The sequence below is a fragment of the Rhizobium sp. 01T444 genome (assembly GCF_056398305.1).
Genome location: NZ_JBFTPD010000021.1, coordinates 37049 through 53173 on the forward strand (window position 1 = coordinate 37049; position 16125 = coordinate 53173).

Annotated in this window: 15 protein-coding genes; 6 read left to right on the forward strand and 9 right to left on the reverse strand. The window is 61.0% G+C overall.

Annotation, left to right across the window (positions count from 1 at the left end; translation table 11 throughout):
- Position 1: 1 nt before the first annotated feature.
- Entirely contained in the window at positions 2-1060 is a 1059-nt protein-coding gene (locus tag AC1DTN_RS24930) for an ABC transporter permease (RefSeq protein ID WP_442207349.1), read from the reverse strand.
- Complete coding sequence (locus AC1DTN_RS24935) at positions 1057-2541, reverse strand: sugar ABC transporter ATP-binding protein (protein ID WP_442207350.1); 1485 nt, start codon at positions 2539-2541, stop codon at positions 1057-1059. The genes AC1DTN_RS24930 and AC1DTN_RS24935 overlap by 4 nt, the downstream gene beginning before the upstream one ends.
- 233 nt (positions 2542-2774) lie before the next feature.
- Between AC1DTN_RS24935 and AC1DTN_RS24940 the strand changes: the two genes are divergently transcribed.
- Together AC1DTN_RS24940 and AC1DTN_RS24945 are read left to right on the forward strand one after the other, a co-directional pair.
- The gene (locus tag AC1DTN_RS24940) at positions 2775-3821 is read left to right on the forward strand and encodes a substrate-binding domain-containing protein (RefSeq protein WP_442207351.1); all 1047 of its coding nucleotides are present in this window, start codon (positions 2775-2777) and stop codon (positions 3819-3821) included.
- 79 nt (positions 3822-3900) lie between these two features.
- Positions 3901-5109, forward strand: a complete 1209-nt coding sequence (locus AC1DTN_RS24945) for an acyl-CoA dehydrogenase family protein (RefSeq protein ID WP_442207352.1) — start codon at positions 3901-3903, stop codon at positions 5107-5109.
- 70 nt (positions 5110-5179) lie between these two features.
- Here AC1DTN_RS24945 and AC1DTN_RS24950 read toward each other — a convergent pair whose 3' ends face one another.
- Positions 5180-6397: an SfnB family sulfur acquisition oxidoreductase gene (locus tag AC1DTN_RS24950; protein ID WP_442207353.1), complete on the reverse strand. Its 1218-nt coding sequence runs from the start codon at positions 6395-6397 to the stop codon at positions 5180-5182.
- Between the two features lie 312 nt (positions 6398-6709).
- On the opposite strand from AC1DTN_RS24950, the gene AC1DTN_RS24955 reads away from it, so the two are divergent.
- Positions 6710-8038 carry an LLM class flavin-dependent oxidoreductase gene (locus AC1DTN_RS24955; protein WP_442207354.1) on the forward strand — a complete coding sequence of 443 codons (1329 nt, stop codon included), beginning with the start codon at positions 6710-6712 and terminating at the stop codon, positions 8036-8038.
- Between the two features lie 5 nt (positions 8039-8043).
- Here AC1DTN_RS24955 and AC1DTN_RS24960 read toward each other — a convergent pair whose 3' ends face one another.
- The gene (locus tag AC1DTN_RS24960) at positions 8044-8820 is read right to left on the reverse strand and encodes a class I SAM-dependent methyltransferase (protein ID WP_477923039.1); all 777 of its coding nucleotides are present in this window, start codon (positions 8818-8820) and stop codon (positions 8044-8046) included.
- A gap of 174 nt (positions 8821-8994) precedes the next feature.
- Here AC1DTN_RS24960 and AC1DTN_RS24965 point away from each other — a divergent pair, with 174 nt between their 5' ends.
- Positions 8995-9909: a LysR family transcriptional regulator gene (locus AC1DTN_RS24965; protein ID WP_113322994.1), complete on the forward strand. Its 915-nt coding sequence runs from the start codon at positions 8995-8997 to the stop codon at positions 9907-9909.
- Here the strand turns inward: AC1DTN_RS24965 and AC1DTN_RS24970 are convergent.
- The 5 genes from AC1DTN_RS24970 to AC1DTN_RS24990 all read right to left on the reverse strand — a co-directional run bounded on the left by AC1DTN_RS24970 (position 9899) and on the right by AC1DTN_RS24990 (position 13529).
- Positions 9899-10228, reverse strand: a complete 330-nt coding sequence (locus AC1DTN_RS24970) for a DUF6665 family protein (protein ID WP_442207356.1) — start codon at positions 10226-10228, stop codon at positions 9899-9901. The two genes, AC1DTN_RS24965 and AC1DTN_RS24970, sit on opposite strands and share 11 nt — an antisense overlap.
- Positions 10229-10247: 19 nt before the next feature.
- On the reverse strand, positions 10248-10400 hold the full coding sequence (locus AC1DTN_RS24975) for a hypothetical protein (RefSeq protein ID WP_310381983.1): 153 nt from the start codon (positions 10398-10400) through the stop codon (positions 10248-10250).
- Positions 10401-10533: 133 nt separating this feature from the next.
- Positions 10534-11175 carry a ThuA domain-containing protein gene (locus AC1DTN_RS24980; protein WP_113322992.1) on the reverse strand — a complete coding sequence of 214 codons (642 nt, stop codon included), beginning with the start codon at positions 11173-11175 and terminating at the stop codon, positions 10534-10536.
- 19 nt (positions 11176-11194) lie between these two features.
- Positions 11195-12298: a Gfo/Idh/MocA family protein gene (locus tag AC1DTN_RS24985; protein WP_442207375.1), complete on the reverse strand. Its 1104-nt coding sequence runs from the start codon at positions 12296-12298 to the stop codon at positions 11195-11197.
- 31 nt (positions 12299-12329) lie between these two features.
- Positions 12330-13529, reverse strand: a complete 1200-nt coding sequence (locus AC1DTN_RS24990) for an ROK family protein (protein ID WP_113322991.1) — start codon at positions 13527-13529, stop codon at positions 12330-12332.
- A gap of 258 nt (positions 13530-13787) precedes the next feature.
- Between AC1DTN_RS24990 and AC1DTN_RS24995 the strand changes: the two genes are divergently transcribed.
- Both AC1DTN_RS24995 and AC1DTN_RS25000 read left to right on the forward strand, forming a co-directional pair.
- The gene (locus AC1DTN_RS24995) at positions 13788-15056 is read left to right on the forward strand and encodes an extracellular solute-binding protein (RefSeq protein WP_439018889.1); all 1269 of its coding nucleotides are present in this window, start codon (positions 13788-13790) and stop codon (positions 15054-15056) included.
- A gap of 100 nt (positions 15057-15156) precedes the next feature.
- Positions 15157-16080: a carbohydrate ABC transporter permease gene (locus AC1DTN_RS25000; protein WP_439018888.1), complete on the forward strand. Its 924-nt coding sequence runs from the start codon at positions 15157-15159 to the stop codon at positions 16078-16080.
- Positions 16081-16125 lie beyond the last annotated feature (45 nt).

A 16125-nucleotide genomic window follows, 5' to 3' on the forward strand; every position in this document is an offset into this window, starting at 1 on the left:
TTCAGCGATCGCTGTTGCGGCCGAGCCCATAGGTCAGGGCAAGTGCTCCGACGAGCACGGCACCCTTGACGAAATCCTGCGTGTAATAGGGTGCGTTCAGCATCGTCAGGCCATTGAGCAGCACGCCGACGAAGACGGCGCCGGCAATGGTGCCAAGCACATTGGGGCGGCGCAGGTTGAGGACGGCAAAGCCGATGAGGGCGGCAGCGACCGAGTCCATCAGCAGCGAGCCGCCGGAGGAGACATCGCCGCGCCCGACACGGGCGGCGATCACGATGCCACCAAGAGCGGCCAAGGTTCCCGAGATGACATAGGCAAGCGTCTTCAGCCGGGTGGTGGAGGCGCCGGCAAGCCGCGTCGCTACCTCATTGCCGCCGGTCGCAAAGAGCAGTCGGCCGATGCGGGTACGCTCTGTCAGCACGAAAAGGAAGATGGCGACGGCGGCCATCAGCACGACGGAAACGGGCAGGGTGGCAAACAGGCTGTAACGGCCGATCAGCAAGAAAGCTGGATCATAGGCACCGGTCGCCTTGGAGCCGTCGGGCAGGACCAGTCCGGCAGAAATCGATCGCCCGGCGGTCGGGATGAGTTGCAGGCCCGACAGCAGGAACATCATGGCAAGCGTCGCCAGCAGATCGGGCACGCGCAGGCGCACGATGAGCAAGGCATTGACGAGCCCGACCGCGGCACCGAAGGCAAGGACGAGCGGCACGGTGGCAAAAACATCGAGATGCCAGACGATCATCGCATAGCTCGCGGCCATGACGCTGGAGGCGGCGACAGCACCGATCGAGAGATCAAAGCCGCCGACGGCAAGCGTCACCGTCACACCGGCGCCGAGGATCGCAACGACCGATACGGCCTGCAGGATACTCATCAGGTTGCCGATGTTGATGAAGGCCGGTTGGGCGATGGTGAAGCCAATCACCATCAGCCCGAGCAGGATGAACACCGCACCGGCGCGCAAGAAGCTGCCGAGTGCCAGAGCGCGGCTATCCTCATTATGGCTCTGAGGGACCGCACTGGTCTTTGGCAGGGCCTCTTCGTCGATGGTCGTCATGCGGAAATTTCCTGTGGGGCTGAAGAAGAGGCGATGTCGACGAGATCAGGCAGCAAGCTGTGGTGGTCGATCGTCAGGATGCGATCGGCGACCTCATAGGCCTCTTCGGGATCGGATGTGGCGATCAGCGTTGCGCGGTCGGTGCGTGCCCGGATCGCCTGGATGATGTCATGGCGGGCGCCGACGTCGACCCCCTGGAACGGCTCGTCGAGCAACAGCAGCCGGCTCGGCTCCGCTTCCCAGCGGGCGATGACCGTCTTCTGCTGATTGCCGCCCGACAGTGACCAGATCGAAGCGTGCGGACCGGCGGCCTTGATGCTGAGCCGGGAAATGGCCTGCTCTGCCTCGTGCCGCTCGCGGCCGCCGAATAGCAGGCCGCTCGGATACCATTTGGCAAGATGCGGCAGGCTGATGGTAGCCGCGAGCGAATTGCCGGGCCACGCGGCCGGCATCAGCGAGGAGCGATGGCGGTCCTCCGCCGCCATGGCGACACCTGCGGCAATCGCCTCAGCCGGCGATTTCGGCCGGTAGGGCTTGCCATCGAGTTGCATCGTGCCATCGGCCAAGTCTCGAACGCCGAAGATCGCCGAGAGCAGGCGGCTTTTGCCGGCGCCGAGCACGCCGGTGATGGCAACGACCTCGCCTTCGTGCAGGGTCAGATCGAAGGGCTTGCTTGATGGCAGAAGCCGGATGCCGTTCATCTCGAGAACAGCTGAGCCCGTCACTGGGCGGGCATCCGGCCGTGCCGCTTCGAGCCTGCGACCGATCATCGTTTCGATGGCGCTGGAAAAATCGATAGGGCGATTGAAGCTGCCGACGATGCGGCCGCCGCGCATGACGAGTGCCCGGTCGGCGATCGCTTCGAGGTCGGCGGTCCGGTGAGAGATATAGAGGATGGCAAGGCCTTGCGCCCGCAAGGTGAGCAGGATGTCAAATAGGCGTCGGCTCTCGTCCGCCGAAAGGCTTGCYGTCGGTTCGTCGAGGATCAGCAGCTCGGCCTTGTTGGCAAGCGCGCGGGCGATCGCAACCAGCTGCCGGTCGGCGGCAGTCAGATCGCCGAAATCCCGGTCGAGCGGCAGCGAGAATCCGGCGGTATCGAGCACGGAGCGCGCTTCGCGTCGCACGCTTGCGTGAGAGAGAAAGAAGGGTGTGCTGCCCTCTGCGAAGCGATGCAGCAGCAGGGCATCGGCAACCGTCAGCCCCGCCGGTCCGACAAGATCCGTCGATTGATGCACGGTCACGATGCCGGCCTTTGCCGCCTCGGATGGTGTTTTCGGCGAAAAGGGCCGGCCGTTCAGGCTGATTGTGCCGCCATCTGCCGCAAGCACGCCGGAGACTATCTTTACCAGCGTCGATTTGCCGGCGCCATTGGCTCCCATCAGCGCGACGATCTCACCCCGCTCGATAGAGAAATGCGCGCCGAAAAGCGCGCGTGTGGACCCGAAACTGCGGGTGATATTCTCGACTTGAAGGAGCGGCATCGGGCAAATCCGGGTCTGCTTTTAAGCCGCGATATTGGCCTGACAGATGCCCGAACTTCGAGGCAAGCCTTGCCTCGGTCGGAAGGCGATGGGAACAAAGAATCTCCTGAATCCGCAAAAATCAGATCATTAAATCTACTAAAAACATAGAGTTTATATCTAATAATTTCATGCGTCGCAGGGAGCTGCCAACCTGTCAGACGACGCACCCGATTGACTAGAGGATCGCGACGATGAAATCCTTCGCACGGCTGGCGCTCTCTGCAGCCGCAATTTCTTTTTCTCTCTATCAGACCTCCTTTGCCGCTGGCCTTAACGGCGCACCGGCGCCCTTTGATAAGGGCGGCGTCAAGGTGGCACTGATCAGCTACATCTCGGCGGGTGACTTCTTCCAGGCTTATCAGGCCGGTGCGGAATCCCAGGCCAAGGCGCTCGATATCGACCTGCGCGTCTTCCCCGGCCGGCAGGATGCCGCCGAGCAGCGTGAGCAGATCCTTCAGGCGATCAATCTTGGCGTGGCCGGGATCGTCGTCGATCACGGCCTGCCGGAATCGCTCGGCGATGTCGTCCAGCAGGCGCTGGACAAGGGCATCAAGGTCGTCGCCTTCGACGTCAACCTCAACAATCCCAAGGTGCCGCAGGTGGAGCAGAGCGACCACGAACTCGCTCAACTCGCGCTCGAACAGGTGGTGAAGGACAACGGCAAGAGCTTCAATGCCGGTTATGTCTATGTCGCCGGTTTCGCGCCGCTCGACCGCCGCAACGAGGTCTGGGATAAGTTCAAGTCGGAGAATTCCGGCGTTGTTGAAAAGGCCCGGTTCGGTAACGTGAGCGACACCACCGCGACCTCTACCGCCGATCAGGCCAAGGCCGCGCTGACCGCCAATCCCGATATCGGCGTCGTCTTTGCGCCCTATGACGAGTTTGCCCGTGGCGTAAAGCTTGCCGCCAACGACCTTGGTATTGCAAGCAAGCTGAAGATCTATTCGGCCGACGTTTCGACTGCTGACATTCAGGAGATCATCGAAGAGGGCAGCCCCTGGGTTGCGACCGTCGCCACCAACCCGGCTGTCGTTGGCGCCGTCTCCGTCCGCGCCGCGGCTCTGCAGATCGCCGGACAGGACGTCCCCCATCAGATCACAGTCAAGCCGACGCTGCTCACGCAGGAAAGCCTGCGCGCAGCCGGCGTCAAGACGATCGAGGACCTGGCGCAGAAGATCCCGGCCTTCAGCACAAGCGACGCGGCAACCGCTAGCTGGATCCCGGACAAGCTTTTCTAGGCTGCCTGCCTCGATCTTCCGGCGGGGGTTGTGCGGCCCCCGCCGGCCCATTTTTTTCAGGAAATCGGAGTTTCGACCCATGAGCCAGTCCAATGTCGTCTTCGCGACCAATCGCAGCACAACGCGAGAGGACCTCTTTGCCCGCGCCGAAGATATCTCGGCCGATCTCTCCAGACGCGCCGCCGAGCTCGACCGCGACGGTCGCCCGCCTCTTGCGGAGATCGTCAAGCTGAAGAATGCCGGCCTGCTGAACGCCCTGCATGATCAGAAGATCGGCGGCGGTGGCCTTGATTGGGTGGATGGCTTGCGGCTGGTGCGTATCCTTGCGCGCGGCGAAAGCTCGATCGGCCAGCTGCTAGGCTATCACTTCGTCAACAGCCAGTATGTCTACTGGGCGCTAGAAGAAGCACGTGCTCATGCGGTGGGTGCCGAAACCGTGGCGAAAAACCTCTATTGGGGCGCTGCCGTCAATCCGCGTGATCCGGGTCTTGTGCTGACCCGTCGTGGCAATGGCTATGTGCTGAACGGGCGCAAGTCGTTTTCCACCGCCGCCCATGTATCTGACTATATCAATGCCAACGCCACGCTCGACGACAAGATCGTCGGTTTCGCCGTGCCGACCAACCGGCCCGGTTATCAGGCAAATGACGACTGGGACAATTTCGGCCAGCGGCTCTCCGACAGCGGCAGTGTCGAGTTCCACGATTTTCCTGTTTATGAGGAAGACTTCGTCGGTCCCCCGGCTGCTCCTGATGCCGCCCCGCCGGTGCTTTCCACCTTCAATACGCCGCTCATCCAGCTCGTCTTCGTCAACTTCTATCTTGGCAGCGCAGAAGGCGCGCTCCAGGCTGCCGTCGATTATGTGCGCACGACGACGCGCCCGTGGATCACCTCGGGCGTCGAGCGCGCTGCAGACGACCCCTATATCCTGGAGCGGGTCGGTGAGTTCACCGCCGCGCTGAAAGCCTCTGCTGCCCTGGCCGATACGGCCGCCGCCGCCGTTCAGGCAGGTCTCGCAAAGGGCCACAGTGTCACCGCCCGCGAGCGTGGCGAGGCGGCGGCAGAAGCCTATGCCGCCAAGGTGCATGCAACCCATGTCTCGCTTGATACCACCTCTCGTGTCTTCGAGCTGACCGGCGCGCGCTCCACGGCGGAGAAATATCGCTTCGACCGTTTCTGGCGCAATGTGCGCACTCACACGCTGCACGATCCGGTCTTCTACAAGGCCAAGGAAGTCGGCGAATTCGTGCTGAACGACAAAATCCCTGAAGTGAGCCTTTACAGCTGAACTCAGGAACATAAGCAAAAAAGAACCCCATTTCCGGTGACGGAAGTGGGGTTTTAGTTGAGGAGAGGGTTCAGAGCGCGCCGTTCTTCGGCGGAATCGCGCCGTTCAGGTGGTAATTGCCGACGACATGGTACTTCCAGCGCACGGGATCGTGCAGCGTATGGGTGCGTGCGTTGCGCCAGTGCCGGTCGAGATTGAGGTCGCTCTTGACCGCAGAGGTTCCGGCAAGCTCGAAGAGCGTGTTGGTGGCCTCAATGGCGATCTCGGTCGTCAGCACCTTGGCGGCAGCCACGGCAAGCGTGGCGTCGACGACGGTCTTTTCCGTCGTCTCGATCTGCGCGGCATCGACCTTGCGGCCGGCGCGTTCGAGGAGTGCTGCAGCAGCTTCCAGCCGGATGGCGATCTGCCCGACCTTCGAGATCGTCAGCGGATCCTCGGCGGCGCGCTCCACGCCGCTATCCATCCAGGGGCGTGACTTGGTACGCACGAATTCCAACGTTTCCGCAAAAGCGGCCCGCGCGATGCCGAGATCGATGCCGGCATGGACGATCTGGCCGACCGAGCCGATCGTCGCCGGCCGCTCGAAACCCTTGTGATGCAGGACGACGGAATCGGCATGGACATAGACATTCTTGAGGATCGTGGTGCCACTGCCGGTCGTGCGCTGGCCAAAGCCGTCCCAGTCGTCGAGGATCTCAACACCCTCGGTCCCTTTCGGCACGAAGGCCATGACAAGCCGGTCTTCCTCATCAAGCGCGAAGACCGTGATCCAGTCGGCAAACAGTACGCCGGTCGAGTAATATTTCTGGCCGTTGATGCGGTAGCCGGGTCCGTCCCTGACGATGCGCGTATTGTAGTGGCCGACCGTCTTCGTGCCGCGCTCCGAAAGCGCATTGCCGAAACGATCGCCGGCAAGCGCCCGGCCGAAGAAATACCGCTTCTGCTCCTCGCTGCCATCGGTGCGCAGGGCTTCTAGAATGTAGAAATGGTTCTGCGGGATCTGGCCGATCGAGCCATCAGCTTCCGCCAGGATCGCGGTCACTTCGGCAAGCACGGCATTCGAAACATCGAGCCCACCATATTGCGCTGGAACGGCAATCGCCAGCAGGCCGGATTGCGCCAGCGCATCGAGTTCGGCGAAAGGCAACCGGCGCTCTGCGTCTCGTGCGGCGGCCGTGGCGGCAAATTGAGCGCCGAGCCTGCGGGCCGTCTCAAGTGCCTCCTCGTCGCTGGCTATGCGGGCGGCCACGGGCCGGATCTGGTCTTGCTGCCTGAGCACGGTCGTCATTGATTTCTCCAGTTCTGACCGTGATATGGGTGAAAGAAATCGGAGCGACAGGTAAGATTATAAATTCTATAGATGTGATAGAAAATGAAAAGTGCTTGCTTCTGTGAGGCGCGTCGGCACGGCTAACGTCTGCCCCTATCCATCTCATCCGGCAATTGACCGGGTTGCCGGTGAAATCGCCGCCAGAAAATGCCAATGCTGATCTCGAATTGCTGTGCGCCAACGCCTACGTAACCCAAACGGATGCGTCGTTCCGGCATCACCGTTCAGCAGAGGGCAGGCGGTCGCTTCGCCCGATCCATGAGGAAAAACATGACCCGTTCACGGCAGTTGCGCCTCGGCGCCTTCATGCGTCCCGTTAGCCTGCACACCGGCGCATGGCGCTATCCCGGCTCCTATCCGGATGCCAATTTCAATTTCTCCCATATCAAAGCCTTCGCGCAGAAGCTCGAGGCCGCGAAATTTGATGCCTTCTTTATGGCCGATCACCTGGCGGTGCTCAACATGCCGGTCGAAGCGCTGAAGCGCAGTCACACCGTGACTTCCTTCGAGCCCTTCACGCTGCTGTCGGCGCTTGCCTCCGTCACCGAGAGGATTGGGCTCGCTGCAACGGCATCGACGACCTTCGACGAGCCCTACCATGTAGCCCGCCGTTTCGCTTCGCTCGATCACATCAGCAATGGCCGCGCCGCGTGGAATATCGTCACGACCTCCAATCCCGATGCTGCGCTCAATTTCGGCCTTGACGAGCATGTGGAACATGGCGAGCGCTACAAGCGGGCGCGCGAGTTCTACGATGTCGTCACCGGCCTCTGGGACAGCTTCGCCGACGACGCCTTCAGTCGCGACCGCGAGAGCGGTATTTATTTTGATCCCGAAAAAATGCATGTGCTCAACCACAAGGGCGAGGAACTGAGCGTGCGTGGGCCGTTGAATATTGCCCGACCGGTTCAGGGCTGGCCCGTTATCGTGCAGGCCGGCCAGTCGGATCCCGGCCGCCAGTTGGCCGCGGAAACCGCCGAAGTGGTCTTCTGTTCGCCGCGTGATCTCGAAGGCGGCAAGGCTCTCTATGCCGACATCAAGGGCCGGATGGAGGCGATCGGCCGCAACCGCGATCACCTGAAACTGCTGCCGGCCGCCTTTGTTGTCATCGGCGACAGCATCGAGGAGGCGCGCGCCAAGCGCCTCGCCCTCGACAGTCTCGTTCACTATGACAGCGCCATCGCCTCGCTGTCGATCGCGCTTGGCCATGATGCCTCGGGCTTCGACCCGGATGCGCCGCTGCCCAAGGATATTCCCGATACCAATGCCAGTAAGACGGGCCGCGGTCAGGTCATCAAGCTGGCGCAGGAGGAAAACCTCACCGTCCGGCAGCTTGCACAGCGTTACGGCGGCTATTCCGGTCTTGCCTTCGTTGGCACGCCTGCAAGCATTGCCGGCGAGATGGAACGTTGGCTGGACGAAGAGGGCTCTGACGGTTTCAACGTCGTCTTCCCCTACCTGCCGCAGGGGCTTGACGACGTGACCACGCGCCTGGTGCCTGAACTGCAGCGCCGTGGCCTATTCCGTAGGGAATACGAAGGCACGACGCTGCGCGAACACCTTGGCCTGCCGCGACCGGAGAATCGCTTCTTCAGCTAAGGCTGTCAGGGCAGGGCGACGATCAGGCGCAGTGAACCTTCGAAGAAGGGTTGCGTGCGCAGATGCCCGTAACGCGCATCCCACGTGCCATCCTTGAGATCGCGGCCGAGTTCGGTCACGAAGCGCTCGCCGATCGATGGATCGACGAAGCTCCAGGCCGAATTTGCAAGCCGGGCGCCGGGATCGAGCATAAGCTCCGGCCGACCGTAGTAGGCCTCGCCGAAGCCATCGATGCAGGCAAGCGGGATTGGCACGGGCAATATCTCAATTGTGCCGCCGAGATGATCGGCGACGGTCTGCRGGGCCGGATAGCGGCTTGCCTCGACGGCGATCATCTCCGGCGCATAGTCGAACAGCCATGAGTGTTCCAGTTCATTGGGATCGCAGCTCAAGATCAGCACGGGACCGCGCGAAACACGACGCATTTCTGAAACACCAGCTTTGAGGTCCGACCATTGATGCACAGTGAAGGTCGCCATGCTCGCGTCGAATGATTGATCTGCGAAGGGAAGTTTTTCGGCCGTTGCATCGATTGCCTCGGGCAGATGGTCCGGACGTTGGGCGCGCATGGATGCAGAAGGTTCTACTGGTGTCACCTTCCGGTCGACCGGCTCGTAGGAGCCTGCACCTGCGCCGACATTCAGAACGGTCTCGGCGTTGCCAAGTGCGGCGCGGATGAATTCGGCGATATGCGGATCGGGCCGGCGGTACCTGGTGTAATTTGTACCGATCACGCCGTAATTGGCGTCGCCCGCACTTCCGTCCCTGTGTCTGCTGTTCACGATCGGTCTCCATAACTGCTTCAAAAGGCAAAGCGCCGCTGTTGTCGGAGCGCTGAGCTCTCCGGCGTTTGTTGTTCCTGAAAAGGCATTCGCCAATTCGCGAGCCGCAAGAAACACCATGGAATGCAGTGTGAAAATCGATATGATCGAACAAATGTTGTTCGGAAAATGCACATGGCTCGCCGTATTCCATCGCTCAATGCGCTCCGCGCTTTCGAAGCCGCCGGCCGTCTCGGGCGCATGACGCTCGCCGCGGACGAACTGAACGTCACCCATAGCGCCGTCAGCCGCCAGATCCAGCATCTCGAAAATGTGCTCGGCGTTCCTCTCTTTGAAGGCCCGAAGAACCGGCTGCGTCTGACCGAGGCCGGCACGACGCTTCTGTCAGGTCTGAATGCCGCCTTCGACCAGATCGACACGTCCGTCCGCGCGGTGGCCGATACCGAGGATGGTGCGCTCGATGTATCCTGCCCCGGAACCTTCACCATGCGCTGGCTGATCCCAAGGCTCTACCGGTTTCAGGCGGAATATCCCGATATCGATGTGCGCCTGACCGCCTCTTCACGTCCGGTGGATTTTGCGCGCGACAGCTTCGATGTCGCTATCCGCGTTGGAACAGCACCCTGGCCAGCCGGTGCGGATGTCATCCCGCTCTTTCCCGAACAGACCGGTCCCGTGCTTTCGCCGGCATTGGCGGAAATTGTCGGCGAACGCTTCACAGGTGCCGCTCGCCTTCATACCCGCAGCCGTCTACGCGCCTGGGGTGACTGGCTTGCTCGCTCGGGCATCACCGTCGAAGCCGGTGGCCGTGTCGAATATGAGCATTTCTATTTCATGCTGGAGGCTGCCAACGCCGGGCTTGGCGTCTGCGTCGTGCCCTGGCCCTATGTGACGGATGATGTTCGCTTCGGCCGGTTGGTGGCGCCGCATGGATTTCTGGAAAGCGGCCATGAATACGTGGCCTTGCGCCGGGCGAGGCGAAACCGCAAATCCACGCTCTTTTGCGAATGGCTGGAAAAAGAGGCGCGCGCATTCGTTCTCTCGCATCCGGCGCCTGCGACACAGAGCCTGACCGCCGCTATTTCCTGACGACGCCGACCCGCGCCAGCACTTCGCCGGGAATGGCGTAACGCTGGACAATATCCCTGCTGTTGCGCAGCCCGCAGATCTCGCGCTGGACGAAGAGCGCCCAAACGGCATCGGACGCCTCGTTGATCAGCGTTTCGCGCTGCTCGGCACTATCGCGATCGGGATTCCAGGCCTTCAGGGCTGAGAGAGCCGATTCGACTTTGAGACCGTTGCGTCCGAGTGAACTGGCGCGCTCCGACATGAGCTCGTATTCGAGTACATTCACCCCGCCTTCGGCCGAAAAAGACTGCCTGAAGGATTGCGGCGGGCGAACGCTCATCGGACGATCCCTCGCTGGATTATTGCGGCTGGACGCCGGTGACCTGGACATAGACCCAGGCCAATGCAAACACGATGATCACCGCGGCGATGATCACGAGCTTGCGGAGCATGGGATTGGGGGCTTTCGGCGGGGGCTTCGGCTTGCGAAACTTGATAACGTTATCGCTCATTGTCTTGCTGTCTGGTTCGTTCTTTCCACAGCAGTAACGCATATCGACGGATTTGGCACCCGTGTCGTGCCCAAATATGCACTTTTCATGTGGGGCTGCCGGCGAGACACCGGCAGCCCCAACGTCGAACCGATCAGCGCGCTGCCCAATTGGCGCCGCGGCGGAAGATCGTCTTCATCTGCGGCACGTCGAATTCCTTGGCGACATGGCCGAGTGAGGAATAGAAGACGCGACCCTTGCCATATTTCCGCTTCCAGACAACCGGCATCGTCACGCCGTCGATCCAGTAAGCATGTTCGCCGGTGAAAGTCGTCGTCGCCAGCACCTCGTTCGAGGGATCGACATGCATGTAATATTGTTCGGAATTATAGGGGAAATCGGTGATCCCCTCCATCAGCGGGTCGTCCGGCCGGGTGATGTTGACGGTGTAGTTTATGATATTACCGGGATGGGCAACCCATTGGCCGCCGATGATGAACTGGTAATCGGTCGATTCGCGGAAGCTGTCGCCGGCGCCGCCGTGATAGCCGGCAATGCCGACGCCGCTTTCGATCGCGGCAGCGAGGTTCTTGACCTCTTCCTTCTCGATCTTCGACATGGTGATGACGGGAACGATCAGGCTCAGATCGTGGATCGACGGATCGGCGAAGGCCTCCGTGCTGTGCTCCACATAGACCTTGAAGCCGTCTTCCTCGAGTATGTCCTTGATGATTGCGGCGCATTGTTCCGGTTCGTGGCCGGCCCAGCCGCCCCAGACGATCAGTGCTTCACGCATCGTGTATTCCTCCTGAATGTTACTTGCCGAGCAGTCCGTCGACGAGGGATTGAGAAAGCGGAGCAGGGCGCTCCGTTGTCGTGGTGAGCGTTACCGTGCTGCCGGTGTCAGATGCCTTCTGGAAGGCTTCCATCACCTCGAGCACATGCAGCGCCAGATCGCCATTTGCGCGATGCGGCCGGTTCGAGCGGATCGCGTGGGCGAGATCGGCCACACCGAGGGAGCGATAATTGCCGTCGGCATAGGGCAGCGTCACGGGCTGGTCCTCGAACTGGCCGCCCTTCTTCAGATATTCGACCGGGCCGGCAAAACGGTTCGGATCCGGCACGATCAGCGTGCCTTCGGTGCCGTAGACTTCGAGCGGCACATGCTTGTGGCCTGCCACATCGAAGCTCATGCCGATCTGCACGACAGCGCCATTGGCGAAAGCCATCACGCCGGCCACATGCGTCGGGATATGAACAGAAATGCGCTCGCCATTGCGCGGCTCGCTGGTGATGATGCGCTCATCGCGCGGCGTGACCGCAAAACCGGCGACCTTGGCAACCGGCCCCAGCAGATTGACGAGGTCGGTGATGTAATAGGGACCCATGTCGAGCATCGGGCCGCCGCCGACTTCATAATAGAAGGCCGGATTGGGATGCCAGCGCTCATGGCCCGGGCACATGAAGGTCGCGGTGCCGCCGACTGGAATGCCGATGACGCCCTCGTCGATCAGGGCGCGGGCGGTCTGGTGACCGCCGCCAAGGAAGGTGTCAGGGGCAGCGCCGATGCGCAGACCCTTGGCCTTGGCGGCATCCGCCAATTTTTTCCCTTCCGCGAAATTAATCCCCAGCGGCTTTTCCGAATAGGTATGCTTGCCGGCCTCCAGTGCCTGCAGACCGACTGCAACGTGGGCCTTCGGAATGGTCAGGTTGACGATGATTTCGACCTTCGGATCGGCCAGAAGCTCTTCGACAGACCTGGCCTGAAGATTGAATTCGTTGGCTTTTGCCTCTGCAAGTTCGCGATTGAGGTCGGCCAGTCCGCGGATCTCGAGGATCGGGAATGCCGATGTCATCGCCTTCAGATAGGCGCCCGAAATATTGCCGCATCCAATGATGCCGATACCGACTTTTTCCATCATATCCTCCATAAATACTGATTTTTGCGCGTCAGAGCGCCGGTCCTGTAGTGCTCCAGGGCGATTCGTAGAGTTCATAAAGCGCAACAGCGGCAGCACCCTGCGCCCAGAAGTCGTCGGTCGAATCATCGAAAACGAGTTCGCTGACGCCTTGCAGGGACGGCGGGATAGCCAGCGCATAGGCATCCCGCAGACTGTTGAGGAAGGGCTCACCCAGCGCAAGCGAGGAGCCGACGAGAATAACGCGCGGTGGCGCAAACAGGGTGACGATATTGGCAATGGTCAGCCCCACCGCCTCGCCGGCGCGCATGGCCGCGCCGATCAGACGGTCGTCATCGGCCTGGATCAGCGCCTGAACATGGGTCATGCCTCGGCCGAGGCGTACCGCTTCGGCAAAGCGGCCATCGGCCTGTTGTTCGCCGAGAATGGCGCTTTCACCGGCCTGGCTGGAAAGACGCACCACGCCCTGCTGACCCATGCCGAGGACAAGATCGCCGAGATTGTGGCTGAGGCCGCCAGCGCCGCGGAAAAGCTGGTTGTCGTGCAGCACGCCGAGACCGAGTGTCTGCTCCAGCGAGATCAGCACCATGTCTTCGAGATCGCGGGCCTTGCCGAACCAATGATGGCCAAGCGTGATGGCATGTGCGTCGCTCTCGATGATGGTCGGCGTCGACAGGCGGGCCGACATTTCCGCAGCAAAATCAATGTTGACTTCGCGGAAGATGGGGCTTGAACGGATATGGCCGGTACGGTGCTCGATGACGCCAGGGAGTGCCAGGCAGATGCTGTCGATATCATCGAGCGAGAGGCCGATATCGACGACGCAGCGCCGCACGCCATCCTCGATGAGGTCGGCAATCACGGCAATCGGCTGCCGATCGATGCGGATCGGCAGGGCGAGCTTGGAGAGCACGTCGCCGCGGAAATTGGTAACCACGAAGATCATGCGGCTGGCGGCAATCTTGGCGCCAACTACGCGGGCGGCATCCGGATTGACCTCCAGCATGACGCGCGGCCTGCCACGCACTGCCTCGTTGCGGATATCACCCTCGTGAATGGGCAAAATGAGCCCGTCGTCGAGAAGCGAAGCGGTAATGGCCGAAACTGTCGTCGTGGACAATTCGGTGCGTTCGCTGATCTGGATGCGGGAGATCGGGCCGTGGCGCCGGATCGTATCCAGCACGTTCAAGCGGTTGATGGCACGCATCAATTCAGGATCGGCAGTCTTCATCGTCTCGTGCGCACCTAAACTGTCATAGGCCTCGCGATTTTATTCGAGAGGCAAATTAAATTCGCCTTGTTGTAGATCTGATTTTCACAATCGCGCAACAGGAATTTCCATAATGGCATCATTTTGCGCATCTTCTGCCGCTTTTTCAGGCAGGGTATTGACAGAAAGGCAAAGGTTGCGATTATTTAATCCGGATACAGAAATAAAGCGCCTCGGGAGGAGTGCCAAGTGCTGACTACCAAAACTCATCGCATCAACATGCTGTCGGCGATCGCAATCGCGGTTGCCGGTTACTGTGCATCAACGGTAACGGCTGCCGCCGATACGACCATCCGCTGGCTCCACCTGGAGCAGGTTCCGGGCACCCTCGAGGTGTGGAACAAGCTCGCCAAGGACTTCGAAGCGAGCCACCCCGGCGTCAAGGTCGAGCTGCAGTTCCTCGAAAACCAGGCCTTCAAGGCCAAGCTTCCGACGCTCCTGCAGTCGAACGAAGCCCCGAGCTTCTTCTACACCTGGGGTGGCGGCGTGCTGAAGGCGCAAGCCGAGACCGGTATGCTGCGGCCGATCGATGCCGCCCTTGACGCCGATGGCGGCGCATGGCGCAACGGCACCAGTGCTGCCACGATCGACGGCATGACCTTCGACGGCAAGGTCTGGGCAGCGCCCTACAAGACTGGCCTCGTCTCCTTCTTCTACAACAAGGAATTGTTCAAGAAGGCCAATGTCGATGCCAGCAAGATCAAGACCTGGGGCGATTTCCTCAGCGCCGTGAAGACGCTGAAGGCCGCAGGCATCGTGCCGATCGCCGGCGGTGGCGGTGATAAGTGGCCGATCCATTTCTATTGGGGCTATCTCGCCATGCGCGAAGCCGGCCATGATGGCTTCGAAAAGGCCAAGGCTGGCGAGGGTGATGGTTTTGCCGGTGAAGCCTTCGTGAAGGCCGGCGAGCATCTCGCCGAACTCGGCAAGCTCGAACCCTTCCAGAACGGCTATCTTGGCGCCACCTGGAACGATGCGCTTGCTGCTTTCGGCGACGGACGCGCGGCCATGCTGCTCGGCTTTGAAAACACCAACGACACCTCGCGTGCGAGCTCAACCAGCGGAAAGGGTCAGCCGGACGACAATATCGGCCGCTTCCCGTTCCCGGTCGTCGAAGGCGCTCCGGGTCTCGCGACCGATTACCTCGGTCGTCTGAACGGTTGGGTCGTCACCAAGAATGCGCCTCCGGAAACCGAAGAGTTCCTGAAGTTCCTCGGCAATCCGGAAAATCAGAAGCTGTTGGCTCAGAAGACCGGTATCATCCCCGTCGCCAAGGGCGCAGCCGATGGCGTTAAGAACGTGCTTCTGAAGGACAGCGCGGTCGCTCTCGATCAGGAAACTTGGCACCAGAACTTCCTCGATCAGGATCTCGGCCCGAATGTCGGTGGTGTCGTCAACGACATGACGATGGAGATCGTCTCTGGCTCGACTTCGCCGGCCGACGCTGCCCAGCAGATCCAGGACGCCTACTCGCTCGAAGCGAAGTAAAAAATCCGCCGGCGCTCGAACCGAGCGCCGGCTCCTTCTCACTCGCGGCGCAGTCGCGAATTCGCCCGAGGAGTCCTAGAGACCGATGAGTGATACTTTCATGTCAGCAAATGTGGCAGGGACGAGCGCCAAAGTGGCCCCGCGCCGGCACAAGCGTTCGCTGGCCCACAGCAAATGGCCGGTGCTGATCCTTTTCCTGCCGCCGGCATTGATGCTTTTCACGCTGCTCGTCATCGTACCGATGGGCGAAGCCGCATGGTATTCCTTCTATAACTGGAATGGCTACGGCGACCCGACGCAATGGATCGGCTTCCGCAATTACCAGCTCATTTTCCGCAACGGTGCCTTTACCCAGGCGCTCATCAATAACGGCCTGATCGTCCTCATCTCGCTCTGTGTGCAGATCCCGCTGGCGCTATGGCTCGCGACAATGGTCTCCACCAAGATCAAGGGCGCGCTGTTCTTTCGCCTCATCTTCTTCCTGCCCTATGTTCTGGCCGACGTTGCCGCCGGCATGATCTGGCGCTTCGTCTATGACGGCGATTTCGGCCTGGTCGCCGGCATTTCGCATATGATCGGCGTTGAGCCACCCTTCTGGCTCGCCGATCGCGACGTCGCCATGTATGCCATTCTCGGCGTCATCGTCTGGAAGTATTTCGGCTTTCACATGATGCTCTTCATTGCCGGCCTTCAGGCGATCGACAAGAGCGTGCTGGAGGCGGCCGATATCGATGGCGCGACCGGTTGGCAGAAATTCCGGCACGTCACGTTGCCGCTTCTCGGCTCCACCGTTCGCCTGTCCGTCTTCTTCGGCGTCGTCGGCTCTCTGCAGCTCTTCGACATGATCATGCCGCTGACTGGCGGCGGTCCGTCGAACTCGACGCAAACGATGGTGACCTTCCTTTATAATTTCGGGGTGACCCGCATGCAGGTCGGTTTCGGCAGCGCCGTCGGCGTCGTGCTGTTCCTGATCTGCGTCACGCTCGCCTTCAGCTACAAGCGGATATTCATGCGCAATGACTGATATCTCAACCGCACCACCTATCGATGCCGCATCGGCAAATAGCGC

Excerpts from the sequence above, each read along its gene's own strand:
- AC1DTN_RS24930 (WP_442207349.1), bottom strand. The coding sequence starts at position 1,060 with ATGACGACCATCGACGAAGAGGCCCTGCCAAAGACCAGTGCGGTCCCT.
- AC1DTN_RS24940 (WP_442207351.1), top strand. The coding sequence starts at position 2,775 with ATGAAATCCTTCGCACGGCTGGCGCTCTCTGCAGCCGCAATTTCTTTT.
- AC1DTN_RS24945 (WP_442207352.1), top strand. The coding sequence starts at position 3,901 with ATGAGCCAGTCCAATGTCGTCTTCGCGACCAATCGCAGCACAACGCGA.
- AC1DTN_RS24950 (WP_442207353.1), bottom strand. The coding sequence starts at position 6,397 with ATGACGACCGTGCTCAGGCAGCAAGACCAGATCCGGCCCGTGGCCGCC.
- AC1DTN_RS24955 (WP_442207354.1), top strand. The coding sequence starts at position 6,710 with ATGACCCGTTCACGGCAGTTGCGCCTCGGCGCCTTCATGCGTCCCGTT.
- AC1DTN_RS24965 (WP_113322994.1), top strand. The coding sequence starts at position 8,995 with ATGGCTCGCCGTATTCCATCGCTCAATGCGCTCCGCGCTTTCGAAGCC.
- AC1DTN_RS24970 (WP_442207356.1), bottom strand. The coding sequence starts at position 10,228 with ATGAGCGTTCGCCCGCCGCAATCCTTCAGGCAGTCTTTTTCGGCCGAA.
- AC1DTN_RS24975 (WP_310381983.1), bottom strand. The coding sequence starts at position 10,400 with ATGAGCGATAACGTTATCAAGTTTCGCAAGCCGAAGCCCCCGCCGAAA.
- AC1DTN_RS24980 (WP_113322992.1), bottom strand. The coding sequence starts at position 11,175 with ATGCGTGAAGCACTGATCGTCTGGGGCGGCTGGGCCGGCCACGAACCG.
- AC1DTN_RS24985 (WP_442207375.1), bottom strand. The coding sequence starts at position 12,298 with ATGGAAAAAGTCGGTATCGGCATCATTGGATGCGGCAATATTTCGGGC.
- AC1DTN_RS24990 (WP_113322991.1), bottom strand. The coding sequence starts at position 13,529 with ATGAAGACTGCCGATCCTGAATTGATGCGTGCCATCAACCGCTTGAAC.
- AC1DTN_RS24995 (WP_439018889.1), top strand. The coding sequence starts at position 13,788 with ATGCTGTCGGCGATCGCAATCGCGGTTGCCGGTTACTGTGCATCAACG.
- AC1DTN_RS25000 (WP_439018888.1), top strand. The coding sequence starts at position 15,157 with ATGTCAGCAAATGTGGCAGGGACGAGCGCCAAAGTGGCCCCGCGCCGG.